The 17,554-nt window shown below is 56.4% G+C and carries 13 protein-coding genes; 7 read left to right on the top strand and 6 right to left on the bottom strand.

Annotated elements, in window-relative coordinates; translation table 11 throughout:
• Window positions 1-36: 36 nt before the first annotated feature.
• From BLU07_RS05230 to BLU07_RS05250, 5 genes are all read right to left on the bottom strand, one after another.
• Window positions 37-450, bottom strand: a complete 414-nt coding sequence (locus BLU07_RS05230) for an HPF/RaiA family ribosome-associated protein (RefSeq protein WP_092384837.1) — start codon at window positions 448-450, stop codon at window positions 37-39.
• Window positions 451-563: 113 nt separating this feature from the next.
• A complete protein-coding gene (locus tag BLU07_RS05235; protein ID WP_092384839.1) occupies window positions 564-1,388 on the bottom strand; it encodes a hypothetical protein in 825 nt (274 codons plus the stop codon).
• Window positions 1,388-2,134: a glycosyltransferase family 39 protein gene (locus BLU07_RS05240; RefSeq protein ID WP_092384841.1), complete on the bottom strand. Its 747-nt coding sequence runs from the start codon at window positions 2,132-2,134 to the stop codon at window positions 1,388-1,390. The genes BLU07_RS05235 and BLU07_RS05240 overlap by 1 nt, the downstream gene beginning before the upstream one ends.
• A gap of 141 nt (window positions 2,135-2,275) precedes the next feature.
• Complete coding sequence (locus BLU07_RS05245) at window positions 2,276-4,597, bottom strand: ATP-dependent DNA helicase (RefSeq protein WP_092384843.1); 2,322 nt, start codon at window positions 4,595-4,597, stop codon at window positions 2,276-2,278.
• Window positions 4,594-6,228, bottom strand: coding sequence for a VRR-NUC domain-containing protein (locus tag BLU07_RS05250; protein ID WP_092389600.1), 1,635 nt, complete (start codon window positions 6,226-6,228; stop codon window positions 4,594-4,596). Before BLU07_RS05250 ends, BLU07_RS05245 begins: the two co-directional genes overlap by 4 nt.
• Before the next feature lie 208 nt (window positions 6,229-6,436).
• Here BLU07_RS05250 and tig point away from each other — a divergent pair, with 208 nt between their 5' ends.
• The 7 genes from tig to BLU07_RS05285 all read left to right on the top strand — a co-directional run bounded on the left by tig (window position 6,437) and on the right by BLU07_RS05285 (window position 16,586).
• Window positions 6,437-7,780, top strand: a complete 1,344-nt coding sequence (gene tig, locus BLU07_RS05255) for a trigger factor (RefSeq protein WP_092384845.1) — start codon at window positions 6,437-6,439, stop codon at window positions 7,778-7,780.
• Window positions 7,781-7,867: 87 nt separating this feature from the next.
• Window positions 7,868-8,509: an ATP-dependent Clp endopeptidase proteolytic subunit ClpP gene (gene clpP / locus BLU07_RS05260; RefSeq protein ID WP_092384847.1), complete on the top strand. Its 642-nt coding sequence runs from the start codon at window positions 7,868-7,870 to the stop codon at window positions 8,507-8,509.
• A 140-nt stretch (window positions 8,510-8,649) separates the two neighbouring features.
• Window positions 8,650-9,936, top strand: coding sequence for an ATP-dependent Clp protease ATP-binding subunit ClpX (gene clpX / locus BLU07_RS05265; protein WP_092384849.1), 1,287 nt, complete (start codon window positions 8,650-8,652; stop codon window positions 9,934-9,936).
• A 197-nt stretch (window positions 9,937-10,133) separates the two neighbouring features.
• The gene (lon, locus tag BLU07_RS05270) at window positions 10,134-12,533 is read left to right on the top strand and encodes an endopeptidase La (protein ID WP_092384851.1); all 2,400 of its coding nucleotides are present in this window, start codon (window positions 10,134-10,136) and stop codon (window positions 12,531-12,533) included.
• 209 nt (window positions 12,534-12,742) lie between these two features.
• Window positions 12,743-13,015, top strand: coding sequence for an HU family DNA-binding protein (locus tag BLU07_RS05275; RefSeq protein ID WP_092384853.1), 273 nt, complete (start codon window positions 12,743-12,745; stop codon window positions 13,013-13,015).
• 234 nt (window positions 13,016-13,249) lie between these two features.
• Complete coding sequence (locus BLU07_RS05280; RefSeq protein ID WP_092384855.1) at window positions 13,250-15,139, top strand: SurA N-terminal domain-containing protein; 1,890 nt, start codon at window positions 13,250-13,252, stop codon at window positions 15,137-15,139.
• 121 nt (window positions 15,140-15,260) lie between these two features.
• Window positions 15,261-16,586, top strand: coding sequence for a TAXI family TRAP transporter solute-binding subunit (locus tag BLU07_RS05285; protein WP_092384857.1), 1,326 nt, complete (start codon window positions 15,261-15,263; stop codon window positions 16,584-16,586).
• Here the strand turns inward: BLU07_RS05285 and BLU07_RS05290 are convergent.
• Window positions 16,552-17,424 carry an alpha/beta hydrolase gene (locus BLU07_RS05290; protein WP_092384859.1) on the bottom strand — a complete coding sequence of 291 codons (873 nt, stop codon included), beginning with the start codon at window positions 17,422-17,424 and terminating at the stop codon, window positions 16,552-16,554. The genes BLU07_RS05285 and BLU07_RS05290 overlap by 35 nt on opposite strands.
• Between the last annotated feature and the right edge of the window lie 130 nt (window positions 17,425-17,554).

Raw genomic sequence — 17,554 nt, forward strand, 5'->3', positions numbered from 1 at the left:
ATGAGCGAGCGGAAGGCTCGCTCATTTCAGGTCAGATTAACTGTGATCCAGCTCGGTCTGCTTGTCGAGAAACTCTTCCTGCAACAAGGCATCTCGCTCAGCACTTGCAACCTCATTCTGGTTTGACGACACGCCATTATGCTTGCTGTTCAATTTGCCCATCAGGTGCTCCAGGGCGTTATAGGCTTTTTCCGCAGCACCGTTGACGGCCTGTTCTAGGCTGGAAGCCTTGTGCGTGACTGACAGTGCCTGATGCCCCTTTGGGCGCAGTTCGATCTGGCAGCGCTTGTCATCGGCACCGGATTTGTGGGCGTTTTCGTCGCTCAAATGGACTTCAACGCGGGTCAGGAACTCGTCGAAGCGTTTCAATTCGCCTTGCAGGGTGGCGCTGACCCATTCTTGCTGTCTTACGCTACCATTGGTGTGCTTGCTATTGACCTGAATTTGCATAGGGCGTCCTTTTGTTGAGTACCTACAGCTATGAGCCCCCGGTTGGGGTTAAGTTCACGCCTCCAGTATAGGCAAATTGTGTCATGTGAGTATTGATCTGATGCAGTCCGGATTCAGAAATTTGCCGGAACGAGGTGTGCGCCAGGACTGAAAAACGCTTGCCAGTCGCCTCTTGCCTGCCATTGCCCCCAGGCCCAGATCAGCAGGCAGCCAAACCACAAGCTTAAACAGCATACTCGGCGCCACTGCGGTGCCTTGCTCTGACCGCGTAGCATCGCTAGTGTTTCGGCACGCAAGGACCAGGCATTGGCTGCCATTAGTGCCAGTAACGGTATCAGGACGAAGTGAAATCGTGCGCCGCCAAAAATGACGCTGTGAATTGCAGTGAAATAGGTGATGGGCATCAACAGTAGCAGCCAGCGTGTATGACTGAAGCCTTGCTCACGGCAGTTGTCTGCTATAGCCATCAGCACCAGGATGGGAAAAGGCAGCAGCACCAGAAAGATGCCGAGTAATCGCCAGATCAGATGGATTTCACCAAAAAAGTTGTTGCGGTAGGCGTATAGATACAGTCGCTGCTCCAGCCCCCAGAAGCTGGCAAACTTCTTGCCGCTCAGCGCTACTGCTTGCCCCGGGTTTTCCTGAATGAACTGCAGAGCCCAGCGCTTGCCCAGTTCATTGAGCCAGATGTCGGGCACTGGTTGGGCGGCGCGAATGGCTGGCGGGATCTGATTTGCTGGGCGCTCTCGTTGTTGATAAGCCATGCGGTCGGCCCACAGGTAGTGCATAAATTGTTCATGGCTGGTTTCAGGCATCAATCGCGCTGACTGCTGACGTTCAAAAGTATCCAGCAAGGCTGTGGGGTTGTAGAACTGCCCGGTTGCTTTGGCGCTGAATCCAATGTGCAGATTGATACCGAGCCGGCTGTCGATGAACATCAGGCGATCCGTTTTGTGCTGATTATGCAGGGCCCATGGCAGTAGCAGCAGAAAAAAGTGATGCTGAGGCAGATAAAGCCAGGCCACCAGCCGGTGATTCGTCGACCGCGCCAGATGCCATAAAGTGCCAGCACTGCCCAGAAAGCGGCAAATGCCGAGGTGGTCAATGTCGCCAAGGCGAGGATCGCCCCGGCGAGTGCAGCTCGACCTGGGCTGGGGCGGTGAAGAAAAGCACGCAATGCAATCAGACTGAGTAGCAGTAATACACCAAACAGGTGTTCGCTCATCAGGGTGTTGGCATAGACGATCAAGGGCAGATAGAGGGCGACAACCAGGCCCGCCAGGCGTCCGCTGCGATCATCCAGTGTCAGTCGCCCGAGAATTACCGTCAGCGGGGCCCACAAGGCAGACAGTATCGCCCCTGAATGCCTTGCCTGGGTATGATCGGCACCGTTCAGCCAGTACACCAGACTGAGTAGCGCCGGGTATCCTGGCGGACGATAGGTTGTTGGCAAGTCAAAAAAACCGGTAAACCCGAATCCTTCGCTGAGATTCCAGGCAATGCGGTCATACTCAATTTCATCCAGACTCAAGGGCAAGTGCCCAAGGTTCATGGTTATCGCGAGGCGCAATGCCAGGGCAAGCAGAAAAATAGCGCTCAGAAAAGCGACTTGCGGGCTGTGATAGAAATAATGACTGATCAGCCTGAAACGCGAGGCTAGTCGATGGTTATTTGCGTTGGGCACACTGGCTCACATTGTGCTCTGACCGCTAGAGACGCAGCTGCATGGCTGATCTGCGGAAGTGAATTGCTGGAAGGCGACCATTGCCGGGATGCCTGCCTGACCATGCTTATTGAACGCGCTTTGACGGTTGCTGGTGATCACCTAAATGGGTGTGCAGTGGAGTGTGTTGCCAGTCAGCTGGGGGGCGAGTGATCGTGACGCCTCAGGTCCTGGAAGCTGCCACCAGCGCGGCAACCACTGCTGGATCGCCGGCTGACTGAAGCGCTCATCCAGCAGCCAGAGCACGCCTTTATCATCTGGCGTGCGGATGACCCGGCCAGCGGCCTGCACGACTTTTTGCAGCCCCGGATACAGGTAGGTATAGGCAAAGCCGTCGCCAAACATACGCTCGGTACGTTGCTTGAGCTCCTCATTGACCGGATTGATCTGGGGCAGGCCAAGGGTCGCGACGAAGACACCGATCAAGCGCTCCCCCGGCAGGTCGATTCCCTCGCCGAAAGCACCGCCGAGAACGGCAAAACCCACGCCGCGATTATCCGGTTGAAAGTGCTGCAAGAACCCCTGACGCTGACCTTCACTCATGCCGGGTGACTGCTGCCATACCGGCAGGCCCGGACATTCATTGCGCACGGCAGCAAGAACCTGCTGCAGATACTGGTAGCTGCTGAAAAAAGCCAGATAGTTTCCCGGTTGCTCCGCATACTGTCGGGCAATCAATCGGGCAATGGGTTGCAGGCTGGCGGGACGATCGGCATAGCGGGTTGACAGCTTGTGCGGGATGCGCACGCAGAGCTGCTCGGGTTTGAAAGGCGAATCCACATCCAGCCATTGGTACTCTTCCGGCAGGCCGAGCAAGTCGGCGTAGTAATTCGCCGGGCTCAAGGTGGCGGAAAATAGTGTGCTGCTGTGCGCGGTGGCAAAGCGTTCGGCGAGAAAGGGCGCGGGAACCACATTGCGCAGGCACAGGGTTGATTGTGGTTCGCCTGAAAGCCCGCTGTCACGGCTGATATCAAACAACGAATGGTCGCCGTAGGCTTCGGCCAGACGGCAGAAAAGCAATGCATCCCGATAGAAGCTGAGCAGACTGGGGTCATTGCCTTCAGGTTGTTCGCTCAGGTGATCGGTCAGGGCGCTGACCGCTTTTTGCAGGCTGACGACGAACAGGTCAGCGACCTGCGGGTATATCTGGTAATCGACCTGCTGATCCTGATGCAATTGCCGCCAGTGTGCGGCAACACGCTCCAGCGGTCGCTTCAGCTTCTTCGGGCCATGGCGTTGCAGGCGTTCCAGCAATGCCGAGTCCAGCGCTGCCGTGTACATGCTGCGGGCCCGGTTGATCAGGTTATGCGCTTCATCCACCAGCAGGCAGACGCGCCACTCGTTGCGGCGAGTGAGTGCATGCAGCAGGGCGGTTATATCGAAATAGTAGTTGTAGTCGGCTATTACCAGGTCGGCCCAGCGGCACAGTTCCTGGCTCAGGTAATAGGGGCAAACCTGATGTACCTGTGCAATGCGCCGCACGCTGGCCTGATCCAGCCAGGCGGCAGACAGCGCGGCTTCGCGTGCGGCGGGCAAGCGGTCATAGAACCCCTTGGCCAGTGGGCAGGATTCGCCATGGCAGGCTTTGTCCGGATACAGACAGGCTTTGTCACGGGCAATGTGCTCCAGTACCCGCAGTGTTGGCGGTGCCGGATGCTGTTGCAGTACCTCCAGGGCGTCCAGTGCCAGTTGGCGCCCCGGTGTTTTCGCGGTGAGAAAGAATATGCGATCAAGATGTTGATCCGGTAGTGCCTTGAGTTGCGGAAATAACGTGCCCAGGGTCTTGCCAATGCCGGTAGTGGCCTGCGCCAGCAGGGTGTCGCCATCGCGCGCGCAGCGAAATACCTGTGCTGCCAGTTGGCGCTGGCCATGGCGAAACGCCGGGTAGGGAAAGTCCAGGCTACGCAGGCTCTGATCGCGCGCTTTGCGATGGGCCTGTTCGGTGGTTGCCATATGGATAAAGCGCTGACATTGCTGAAGGAAAAAGGCTTCCAGCTCGTCGGCACCGAAACATTGCCGAAACTCACTTTCCTGCTGGGTGACTACATTGAAGTAAATGACGGCCAGATCCAGGCTGTCGAAGCCGCGGCTCTGACACAGCAGCCAGCCATATACCTTGACTTGAGCCCAGTGCAGTAACCGGTGATTCTGTGGAATCCGGCTGACATCACCGCGGTGGGTCTTGATTTCTTCCAGTTGGTGACGCAAGGGGTCGAAACCGTCCGCTCGACCACTGACCAGCAATCCGGGGTACTCGCCGCTCAAGATGATTTCCGACTCATAGTGCTGGTCCCGCCGTGCGATGACGCTGCGGTGGCCGGCCATACCTTCCTGGGCTGAGGGTGCCGGGGTAAAGCGCAGGTCCAGATCACCTTCCTTGGCCGTAAATTCGCAAAGCTCACGCACGCCGATGCGATAGTTCATGCAGACTCCCAGCAAACATGGCACACCTCTACGGGAATCTTGTGCTCGGCAGCAAACGTCAGCCAGCGCCGCTGGTTATCCTGCAAGCGGTCTCCCGGTCCCTTGACCTCAATCAGTCGATAACGGGCCTTGTCGGGAAAGAGCTGAATGAGATCAGGGAAGCCGCTGCGATTGTTGCGCAGATCAGCCAGCATACGCTGGAAGATCGCCTGCAGGTGCCCGGCAGGGAGGCAGTGCAGAGCGCTTTCCAGCAAGTCCGCCCTGAGGATGCGCCAGTCGAGAAAAGGGGATTGCAAGCCCTGCAACTGTTGCCGGTTCTGCCGGATGCATGTCAGGTAGCTGCCATCATTCAGACGCGCCATGCATTGCTCAAACAGGTGCTGGCGTCGAGTGACGAAGTCAGGCTGGTACAGGTCCGCAGGGGCACTTTGAAAAGGATGGAAGAAAGCCCCTGGCATTGGTGCATACAGGGCTTCCCAACAGAGCAGTCCGAACAGGCCGTTGAACAGGCTGTTTTCGACAAAGTGCACGGGGCTGAGGGGGCTGTGCAGGTGCGTGCTGACGGCCAGTTCTACGCAGGTGTCGACAACCGGCAGCGTCAGGCTGGATGTCCTGGTTTCTGCGGTGATCTCTGGTTGTGGCCGAGCGAGCCCCAGCTTTCCGGCGAGACGAACCTGCGCTCTCGCTATCAACTGCTGTTCGGCGTCGTCGGTTGCTGTGCTCCCGGGCTGCTGGCACAGCGCCCAGGCCGCCGACCAGTCGGCCTGTTGCTCGAGCATGCGAATGCGACGAAGACGGCTGCCGGGATAATTGCAAGTGGTATAGATGTCCCAGGCCTCTTGCCGAGCCCCTTCGCGCTCGAGTTGGCGGGCCAGACGAAAGCGCAAGCGCGCGTGGCGCTGGGCCAGCCAGGTGCTGTCGCTATGCAGTGGCTGCAATTGCGCCAGTACGTCGAGCGCTGATATGCCCGCTTCAAGAGCATCACTGGAATGGTGAATGGCCAGGTAGTCATCAATCGCAGCGCGGGAATGAAATCCTCGTGAATGCCGGTCAATGGGAATGTTCGGGTAGCGGAAAATACCTTGATCAACCAGCACGAATTCGGCCCAGGTCTGGCTCAGATTGCCAAAAAACAGAAGCCGCAAGCGGTCGCATAGCGCGCCGAGGGCGAGGCTGTATACCTCGGTTTCCAGCCCGAGTGCTGCCCAGCCGCAGCCGTCAGGGAACTGTCGTTGCAGCCAGGGTTGAAGTTCGGCTTTGCGCGCATGAGGGGGGTGTCCGGCGGAATGGGCCAGGTTGATCAGTTCGTTGCGTGACAGCAGGCTGAACAGGGTGTTGCTGTCCAGCTGGGCATCGTTTTGCAGCCAGTTCATGGCGATCAGCGGGGCAGCGGCCCCTTTGATGTCGCCGATCTCTGTGTAGGCCAGCTTGTCGGCACGGAAATGTGGCCCTTTGCGCATGATCAGGCGCACCAGCAGCGCCTGGCTTGGCTCTTCCAGGCGTGCAAATGTCGTGATGAAATGCTGTTCTTCATGGCTCAGCAGGTCGGCATAGCGGTCCGCAACCCAATCCAGAAGTTGGTGGAAGTTATGCAGGTAATACAGTGGGTTGGCAACGCTGCTGGGTTTCATGTGCATATACTAGATATTTATCCAGTAAAATGAAAGTCACACGCTGTCAGAACGATACTGCTTGCTCTTTCCGGTTTGTTCAGCTTGTCGCAGGGTGACTTCTGCGTTACAAGCGACTAGAATATCCGCCTTTCGGATTGGCCGCAGGGTTATTGGCCCGCGACTGATCTCCCCATACACTACTTGATTTGTTCAACGAGGACTCTCCATGCAAGTTTCGGTTGAAACCACCTCCGGCCTTGAGCGCCGCATGACCGTAGGCATTCCTGCCGAGCGCATCGATAACGAAGTCAACAAGCGCTTGCAGCAGACTGCTCGCCGTGCCCGGGTAGATGGTTTCCGTCCTGGCAAGGTACCGATGAGCGTGATCCGCAAGCGTTTTGGCGATGCGGCACGTCAGGAAGTCATTGGTGAGGTCATTCAGTCCAGCTTTTTTGAAGCGGTTACCCAGGAAAAGCTGAACCCGGCCGGCGCTCCCAGCGTTGAACCCAAGCAGCTCGACAGCGGCAAGGATTTCGAATACGTAGCCACCTTCGAGGTGTATCCGGAAGTCAGTCTGGCTGATTTCTCCGCGATCAAGGTAGAGCGCATCGAATCCGAAGTGACGGATGCGGATCTGGACAACATGCTGGACATTCTGCGCAAGCAGAATACCAGTTACAGTGCCGTTGAGCGTGAAGCAGCCGCTGATGATCAACTGACCCTGGATTTTGTTGGCCGGGTTGATGGTGAAGAGTTTCAGGGTGGCACGGCGACTGATACCCAGTTGGTTATCGGTTCTGGCCGCATGATTCCTGGCTTCGAAGATGGCCTGGTAGGCGCCAAAGCAGGCGAAACCCGCACCATCAATGTGACCTTCCCGGAGGATTACCAGAACCAGGATCTGGCCGGCAAGGCCGCTGAGTTCGATGTTACGGTCAAAGAAGTAGCCGGACCGGTACTGCCAGAGCTGAATGATGAATTCTTTGCCCAGTTCGGGGTTGAAGAGGGTGGTCTGGACGCTTTCCGCAGCGAAGTGCGCAAGAATATGGACCGCGAGCTGCGTCAGGCGATCAAGACCAAGATCAAGGGACAGGTCATGGACGGCTTGCTGGAAACCAACCAGGTCGATGTGCCGCAAGCCTTGTTGAGCAATGAAATTGATCGCCTGCGCGTACAAGCGGTGCAACAATTTGGTGGCGCCAACATTCAGCCCGAGCAACTGCCGGCCGAGCTGTTTGAAGAACAGGCCAAGCGCCGCGTTGCCCTGGGACTGGTCGTGGCCGAGATCGTCAAGCAGCACGAGCTCAAGCCCGATGAAGACCGGGTTCGCGGCATGATCGAAGAGATGGCTTCGGCCTATCAGGAACCCCAGCAAGTGATCAACTGGTACTACCAGAATGAGCAGCAGTTGGGTGAAGTGCAGTCGGTTGTGCTGGAAGAGCAAGTGGTGGATACTGTTTTGCAACAGGCTCAGGTAACCGATAGACAGGTTCCCTACGAAGAAGCTGTGAAGCCGGCACAACCTGCCGCTGCAGCCGAGACCGATGAATCAGAGACTGTTGCCGAGTAATTCAGGCACCAGTTACTGCATCTGTGAGCCAGCCCTCGGGCTGGCTCTTGCGTTTAAGCCAGGCCACATTCGGAGTGCACTCGTTCAATGACTCACAATACTTTTTCACCTTTTGCTCCAGACGTACAGGCCGCTGGCGGCTTGGTCCCGATGGTGATCGAGCAGTCTGCCCGCGGTGAGCGGTCGTATGATATCTATTCCCGTCTGCTCAAGGAGCGGGTCATCTTTCTGGTCGGTCAGGTCGAGGATTACATGGCCAACCTGGTGGTTGCCCAGTTGCTGTTCCTCGAATCAGAAAATCCTGACAAGGATATTCATCTGTATATCAACTCACCGGGTAGTTCAGTCACTGCCGGTATGGCGATTTACGACACCATGCAGTTCATCAAGCCGAATGTCAGTACTCTGTGCATCGGCCAGGCTTGCAGCATGGGTGCTCTGTTGCTGGCTGGCGGTGCTGAAGGCAAGCGCTTCTGCCTGCCGCATGCGCGCATGATGATTCATCAGCCGCTGGGTGGCTTTCAGGGGCAGGCCTCGGATATCGAGATTCATGCCCGGGAAATCCTGTTCATTCGTGAGCGACTGAATCAGGTATTGGCTGACCATACTGGCCAGCCGTTGGACGTGATTGCCCGCGATACGGATCGGGACCGGTTCATGAGCGGTAGTGAAGCCGTTGAGTACGGCTTGATTGACCAGGTAATGGAACGTCGCCACATAGCCGATTAACCCGGCGTTGAGGTACCAGGGCGGCTGCATCCGCAGTCGTCAGATGTTATCTTGTTATATATGAAGACAGGGCTGTGCTTGCAAAGTGCAGTTTCAGGCCTCATGTTAAGTCTATGAGCGACCGAAAGCAGGGGTTTTAGATGACCGATATAACTGGGAAGGGTGACGACAACGGCAAGCTGCTGTATTGCTCCTTTTGCGGCAAAAGCCAACATGAAGTGCGCAAGCTGATTGCCGGCCCTTCCGTCTTTATCTGCGATGAATGCGTTGACTTGTGCAATGACATCATTCGCGAAGAAGTGCAGGAAAGCCAGGCCGAAAGTGCCGGGCAGAAGCTGCCTTCGCCGAAAGAGATTTGCGGTATTCTCGATCAATACGTGATTGGTCAGGAGCGCGCGAAAAAGGTTCTCTCGGTAGCGGTATATAACCACTACAAGCGCCTCAATCAGCGCAGTGGCAAGGATGAAGTCGAACTGGGCAAGAGCAATATTCTTTTGATTGGGCCGACCGGTTCCGGCAAAACCCTGCTGGCGGAAACCTTGGCGCGCTTGCTGAATGTGCCTTTTACCATTGCTGACGCTACCACGCTGACCGAAGCGGGCTATGTCGGCGAAGATGTCGAGAATATCATTCAGAAGCTGCTGCAGAAGTGTGATTACGATGTAGACAAGGCGCAGATGGGTATCGTCTACATCGATGAAATCGACAAGATTTCGCGTAAATCGGACAACCCGTCGATCACCCGTGACGTATCGGGCGAGGGCGTGCAGCAGGCGCTGTTGAAACTGATTGAAGGCACCGTGGCCTCGGTTCCGCCGCAGGGTGGTCGCAAACACCCGCAACAGGAATTTCTGCAGGTCGATACACGCAATATCCTGTTTATCTGTGGCGGCGCTTTTGCGGGTCTGGAAAAGGTTATTCGGGATCGATCCGAGAAAAGCGGTATTGGTTTCAATGCCACCGTCCGCAGTCAGGACAATGGCAAAAAGGTGGGCGAGGCTTTGAAGGAAGTCGAGCCGGAAGACCTGGTCCGTTTTGGCCTTATTCCCGAGTTTGTCGGTCGCTTGCCGGTGATTGCAACACTGAATGAGCTGGACGAAGAGGCTCTGGTGGAAATTCTTACCGCGCCGAAAAATGCGCTCACCAAGCAGTATGCCCGTCTCTTCGATATGGAAGGTGTCGAGCTGGAGTTCCGCGAGGATGCGTTGAAAGCCATTGCACGTCGTGCACTGGAACGCAAGACAGGTGCCCGTGGGCTGCGCTCGATTCTTGAAGGTGTGCTGCTGGAAACCATGTACGACATCCCGTCAGCGGAGAATGTCAGCAAGGTTGTGATTGACGAGAATGTCATCACTGGCGCTGCCAATCCCTTGCTGATGTATGCAGCAAATGACGAGCCGCAACAGAAGGCCATGCCTGACGATTGATCGACAGGCTGTTTATAACCAACGGCAGATCACTGATCTGTCGTTGGTTGATTCACAACGTTCAATAGCATTTGCTTTGTTTTTCCGCATGTATCCCCGCTTGTAATTTGCCTGCTTTGCCCCCATCTTGAAATCATGCAGCATGTCTATCTACCTGCGGCAGCCAAGTACTGCCCGTTAAAGAGCGAGTCACAGCCATGAGCCTAGTCAGCGAACTCCCCCTTTTGCCACTGCGTGATGTAGTGGTCTACCCGCATATGGTGATCCCGCTGTTTGTCGGACGTGACCGTTCGATTGCCGCCCTGGAAGCCGCCATGGCCGATGGCAAACAGATCTTGCTGGTTGCCCAGCGCGACCCGGCAGATGACGACCCGAGTGCCGAAGGGCTTTACCGGGTTGCTACGGTCGCCACTATTCTGCAGCTTCTCAAGCTGCCTGACGGTACTGTCAAGGTACTGGTTGAGGGTGAGCAGAGAGCCAATATCACGGCCATCGAAGATGTCAGCGGTTACTTGCAGGCCAGGCTGGAGGCACTGCCCGCTCCCGAACTGGAAGAACGTGAATCTGAAGTGCTGGTACGCAGCCTGATGAGCCAGTTTGAGCAGTTTGTCCAGGTTGGCAAGAAAATCCCTTCCGAGGTGATCAGCACCCTGGCAGATATTGATAATGCTGATCGTCTGGTCGACAGCATGGCGGCGCATCTGAACCTGAAGCTGGAGCAGAAGCAGGATATTCTCGAGATCATTCCGGTACGTGAGCGGGTAGAGCACGTACTCGGTGTGCTGGACGGCGAAATCGAGCTGCTGGAAGTGGAAAAGCGCATCCGCGGCCGGGTGAAGAAGCAGATGGAGCGCAGCCAGCGCGAGTACTATCTGAATGAACAGATGAAGGCGATCCAGAAGGAAATGGGTGGCTCGGATGATGATCAGAGTGAACTCGAGACCCTGCAGAAGAAAATCGATTCGGTCGGCATGAGTGAGGAGGCCCACAAGAAAGCCAGTACCGAGCTCGGCAAACTGAAGATGATGTCACCCATGTCAGCTGAAGCCACGGTGGTGCGCTCCTACATCGATTGGTTGACCCAGGTACCCTGGAAGCAGGCAAGCAAGGTCAAACACGATCTGGCGCGCGCCGAGTCCGTGCTGGAGGCCGACCACTATGGCCTGGACGAGGTCAAGGAGCGCATTCTTGAGTATCTCGCCGTACAGAAGCGCGTGCGCAAGTTGAAAGGGCCGGTATTGTGTCTGGTCGGTCCGCCGGGTGTCGGCAAGACGTCGCTGGGTGAGTCATTGGCCCGCGCGACCAATCGCAAGTTTGTACGCATGGCCTTGGGTGGTGTGCGCGATGAGGCCGAGATTCGTGGTCATCGGCGTACCTATATCGGCTCCATGCCCGGCAAGTTGATTCAGAAGCTGACCAAGGTGGGGGTTCGCAACCCGCTGTTCCTGCTCGACGAGATCGACAAGATGGGTGCCGACATGCGTGGCGACCCATCATCGGCCTTGTTGGAGGTGCTGGATCCGGAGCAGAACAACAGCTTCAACGATCACTACCTGGAAGTGGATTACGATCTGTCGGACGTCATGTTCATTTGTACCAGTAACTCGATGAACATCCCGGCACCCTTGCTGGATCGGATGGAAGTCATTCGTATTCCCGGTTACACCGAAGACGAGAAGGTCAATATTGCCCGTCGTTATCTGGTGCCCAAACAGGTCAAGAACAATGGCCTGAAAGCCAGTGAGATCAAGGTGCCGGACCAGACCCTGCTGGAGATCATTCATTATTACACACGAGAAGCAGGGGTTCGCGGGCTTGAGCGTCAGATCGCCAAGTTGTGCCGCAAGGTTGTTCGTGAGCAGGTCACCAGTAAATCCCGCCAACCGGTGGTGGTAGAAAGTGAGCTGCTGGAAGAGCACCTGGGTGTTCGCAAATTCAAATATGGCCTGGCCGAAGAAAGTGACCAGGTTGGCCAGGTAACCGGTCTTGCCTGGACTCAGGTTGGTGGCGAGCTGCTCAGTCTGGAGGCTGTGGTCGTGCCGGGTAAAGGGCGGCAGATCAAGACCGGTTCCCTGGGTGATGTGATGCAGGAATCGATCAGCGCAGCCTTGACGGTGGTGCGCAGTCGGGCTGCCAGTCTGGGGATTGCTGCTGACTTTCACGAGAAGAAAGACATCCATATTCACGTCCCGGAAGGGGCCACACCCAAGGATGGCCCCAGTGCCGGTATCGGCATGTGCACTGCGCTGGTGTCTTCGTTAACCGGCATTCCGGTGCGCGCAGACGTCGCCATGACCGGCGAAATCGCTCTTCGCGGGCAGGTTTTACCTATTGGCGGGCTCAAGGAAAAGCTGCTCGCAGCGCACCGTGGCGGCATTCGCACAGTGCTGATTCCTCACGACAATATCCGTGATTTAAAGGAAATTCCCGACAATATCAAAGAAGATATTGAGGTCATTCCGGTCAAGTGGATTGACGAGGTGTTGCAGGTTGCGTTGCAATACATGCCGGAGCCGCTGCAGGAAGGGGTTGAAGAGATGGTGGCAAAGGACGACAATCGGGATGCAGATGCCAAGGAGCGTATCAGTACTCACTGATGCGGGGCAGGGGGCACGCAGATTTTTGCAGCGTCGTCGCCATCATCCGTACTGGCAGTAATGCCAGCTTCCTTGACAGGGTTTTTTGCCGCTTGTTATAAAGCGGCAACGCCCACCAGGTAGGCTGACTGGCCACGGCTTTGCTAAGCAACATGCTTTATAATGATTTACTAACACATCGATACTGATAATTGATAAGGGGACTTAGAGTGAACAAGTCTGAACTGATTGATGCCATCGCCGCATCCGCTGATATTCCTAAAGCTGCTGCCGGTCGTGCACTGGACGCCGTTATTGACTCAATCACTGGTGCGCTGAAAGATGGCGACTCGGTTGTTCTGGTTGGTTTCGGTACTTTCGCTGTCAAGGAGCGCGCTGCACGTACCGGTCGCAATCCGCAGACTGGTGATCCTATCCAGATCAGCGCCGCCAAAATTCCGGGCTTCAAAGCCGGTAAAGCACTGAAGGATGCTGTCAACTGAGCAGTGTCTGACTTGCACCGTCACGGGCTAATCCCCGCACACGGATGTCAAGGCGTTACCCGGATCGATTCATGGTTCACCCTGTCGATACCCTGAATTGATCCAGATTTGCAAAAAGGCGCATCACCCAGATGCGCCTTTTTGCGTTTATCGATAGAAGAAATGGCCGTAGACGATTATCATGCAGCCAGAGCGTATTTTGCGTGAGATGAATAACAAAATTGTGGGGGCACGATGCTGCAAAGAATGAGGGACAACTCGCAAAGCTGGATCGCCAAGGTGATCGTTGGCGTTATTGTGCTTGTGTTTGCCCTGACTGGTTGGGAGTCCATCAGTCGTTTCACCAGCAGCGAAAACAAAGCTGCCGAGGTCAATGACAGGGTCATTACCCGCATCGAGCTGGATCAGGCTGTGGCCCAGCAACATCGTCAGTTGCAGCAACAGATTCAGCAAATGGGCAACGACATGTTTGATCCCAGCATGATTGATGAAGACCTGTTGCGGGAGTCGGTTCTCGACGATCTGATCGATCGTGCGGTGTTGCTGGATGGTGCCGATCAGGCCAATTTCCATATTTCGGAGCGCATGATTGACCAGCTCATTCTGACGACGCCGGATTTCCAGGTTGAAGACCAGTTCAATGCTGACCGTTTCGATCAGGTGATTCGCAGTATGGGTATTTCATCACGCCTGGCTTTTCGTGATCTGGTGCGGGAAGAGCTGAAGATCAGCCAGTTGCGCAATGCGCTAGAAGCCACCGCTTTCGCTACTCCGAGTGAACGCATGCAGTTGGCCCGCCTGGAACAGCAAAGTCGTGACTTCGCGGTGATTGAGCTGCCTTACAGTCGTGAAGGTATGTCGGTGACCGATGAAGAGGTGTCCGAGTACTACGCGGCCAATGAGCAGCAGTTCATGGCTCCCGAGCAGGTGGTGCTGGAAAGCCTGACGCTCAGTCGCAGCGATTTTTTTGATCAGGTCACTGTCAGTGATGCAGACGTTGAAGATCTGTATCAACGTGAAATCGGCAACCTGGGTGAACAGCGTCGCGCTGCTCACCTGCTGATTGAAACTGACTCAGTCGATGATGAAGACGCCCAGGCCCGGATTGCACAGGCGCGCGACCGTCTGGATGCCGGTGAAGACTTCGCTGCCGTGGCGCGTGATTTGTCAGACGACCTGGGGAGTGCCAATGACGGTGGTAATCTGGGCGTCGTTGTTCGCGGCAGCTTTGATCCGGCATTTGAAGAAGCCTTGTTTGCCCTGGAAGAAGGGGAAGTGTCCGAGCCCGTGCGTACCAGTTTTGGTTTGCACTTGATCAAACTGACCGGCTTGCAGGCGCCAGAAGTGCCCAGTCTGGAATCCATGCGGGAATCTCTGGAAGAAGAAATCAAGGCTGGTCTGGTTGAACGGCGTTTTGTTGAGGCCAGCCGTGAACTCTCCAATCTGGCTTACGAGTCGGCGGACTTGCAAGAGCCGGCCCGCGCCCTGGATCTTGAGATCGAGACGCATGGCCCTGTTAGCCGGGAAGGTGGAGAAGGTTTGACGGCCAATCCACGAGTGATGCAGGCAGCTTTTGAAGAAGAAGTGCTGCAGGATGAGCTCAACAGCAGCCTGATCGAGCTGGATGACGATACGGCTGTAGTGGTGCGAGTCAAGGAGCATCAGCGTCCCAGTCTGCGTCCGCTGGATGACATTCGTGACGAGGTGGAAGATCTGTTGATCTATCGCAAGGCCACTGAGCAGGCCCATGAGCGCGCCGAAGCCTTGGTTGCCCAGCTGCGTAGCGGTGAGCTGGATGCTGACGCGGTTGCTGCTCAACTGGATGCTGAGTGGGCTCGTCATGAAGCCACCCGCCGTACCTCCAACTCAGTACCCTCGGCTTTGCTGCGCAATATTTTTGCCATGCCGGCCCCGGCTGCAGAGCAACCAGCGTACGCTCAATTTGCCCAGACGGACGGCAGTCGCTGGATAGTTGTTCTGAACGGTGTGGCCACTCCACAGAATCTGGCGGAAGAGGCCAATGACCCGGAGTATCGCAACTTCGTGGCTGGTCAGACCGGCGAGCAGGACTTTGCCGCGCTGCGGCAGAAACTCAAGGAAGACGCGGACATTACCCGTTACTGATCGGGTCAAATCCAGCAACAAGACAATGGGCCGTTTTCGGCCCATTGTGCTTTCTGACTCCCGCTCGCTACCTGTCATACGCTAAGCTGGGCACAGGTCAATAACAAAGGATGCCTTGCCGATGCAGGTGCTCAAGCACATATGGCTGTTTATCCGGACCAATCTGTGGATTATTCCCTTGGCGCTGCTGTTGGCCTGGGGGTTGATCCGTTTCCTTGATCCGGCGCCGCCACGACATCTGGTCATGACCACGGGAAGCGAAACAGGGGCGTATCACGGTTTTGCCCAACGGCTGGCCGAACGACTGGAACACCAGGGCTTGAGCCTGGAACTGCGTCCCAGCAAAGGTTCAATGGAAAACCTGCAGCGGCTTGTGGCCGACAATCCCGATGTGCAGATTGGTATGGTTCAGGGCGGTACGGCAGGCTTGCTGGATAGCGCTCAGCGCAGTCGCTTGCAGGCTCTGGCTGCGCTGTATCACGAACCGCTGTGGTTATTTCAGCGCACCGGAGAGTCGGTAGACACGCTGGCTGACCTGAATGCCCTGCGCCTCGGGGTAGGTGCTGAAGGTAGTGGCACCTGGGCGGTGGTCAAGGCCTTGTTTGCCGAAGCCGGTCAGCAGGAACGCTTTGGCAGTCTGAATCAGGGATTGTGGCAGCCATTGGATAGCCAGTCTGCGGCTTCAGCCTTGCTGGCAGGTGAGCTGGATGCAGCCTTTCTGGTCTTGCCGGCGGATCATCCACTGATCAGTCGATTGGTGGCTGACCCGGAACTGGAGCTGGCTGATTTCGCTCAGGCCGAAGCTCTGGCTGCCCGCTTGCCTTACCTGCGGCAATTGCACATTCCGATGGGCCTGCTGGATATAGCTGGCAATCTGCCGCCAAGCAGTGCCAGCGTCTTGTCACCGGTTGCCACCCTGGTGGTCAATGAGGCATTTCACCCGGCCCTGGCGACGCTTATCCTGCAGGAATCGCGGGAAATACTGCGTGAAGGAACCTTGCTGGACGCCCCGGATGCTTTCCCGGCCGCGACCCCATTGGATTTACCCTTGAGCAATGAGGCGGATTACTACCACCGCAATGGTGTGCCCATGCTGCAGCGATATCTGCCATTCTGGATTGCCTCGCTGGTCGATCGCTATGTGGTGCTGCTGATACCTTTTATCGCCATTATGATCCCGCTGTTTCGCAGTATGGGCCCACTCTATCGTTGGCGCATCCGTGCGCGGGTATTTCGCTGGTACGGCCAGCTGCGACGTATTGATCGACTGATCCAGAATGATCAGATTCAGAACCAGCGAGATGAAGAGCTGGCTAATCTGCATCAACTGGAAGATGACCTGACACGGGTCGACGTACCGCTATCCTATGCGCATGAGTTGTATACGCTGCATCTGCATGTGCGTTACATGATCAGTCGGCTGGAGTCGATCCCGACTGATGAATGAAGTCGACCGTGATATCCAGCACCGGATCCCAGTCCTGAAAGGGGTGTGCCAGTGTCAGCAGCAGAGTGAAGTGATTGCGGGAATCAAAGTAGTGGGTGTCGACGGCGACACCAGCTGCTGAAAGCTTGTCAGCCATCGCCTGGGTGTTGCGCTCAGGGTCGACCAGACGATCAGGGCGGGCGGCCATCAGTAATGCCGGAGGGCTATGCTCGCCGACATGCTCGATCGGTTGTGAATCCAGTGGCGTCTCGGGGTGGTGAAAGACCGGTTTGACCCGGGGGTTGAGGATGGGCAAAAACTCGAATGGCCCGGCCAGTGCTACCCAGGCATCCAGATCCGTCGGGCTCAGTCCATGCCTGGCGAGCCAGCGCGGGTCAAGGGCCAGCATGGCAGCATTGTAGGCCCCGGCGCTATGCCCCATGACCACCAGCGGGCCCGGTTGCGGTTGCCAATCGCTACGTTGTTCGATCACCCAGGCCAGTGCAGCGGCACTGTCATGCAGAAAGTCAGGGTAGGTGACGTCAGGATATACGCGGTAATCGGCGATTACGGCAATGATACCTCTGGCCGCCAGTGCTTCGCCGACAAAGGTGTAGTTATCCTTGCTGCCACCGCGCCAACTGCCGCCGTAAAAGAATAGCGCCACCGGAGCCTTGTCCAGATCTCCTGCCGGGAAGTACACATCAAGGTGCTGTCTTTTGTGCGTGCCGTATGCCTGGTCAGCCTGCAGCTGGTAACTGTCATCAGGGATGAAGGCGTTGATCGGGGCCAAGGGTGAACATGCGGTGAGCAAAGACAGGCTGGCCAGACCAACGGCGCGTAGAAAAGGCACTGACATGGGCGTTATCCGTTGAAATGTTTTCTTATCATGGCGCAACCGCGTGTGCGAGCAAGCTAAAGCTGTTACAAGTCATTGCTCCTGAACCGTTGCTCGGGCCGGTGTGCCGGCAAATGGATAGAACCCGGGC

This window comes from Halopseudomonas salegens, assembly GCF_900105655.1.
Taxonomy (GTDB): domain Bacteria; phylum Pseudomonadota; class Gammaproteobacteria; order Pseudomonadales; family Pseudomonadaceae; genus Halopseudomonas; species Halopseudomonas salegens.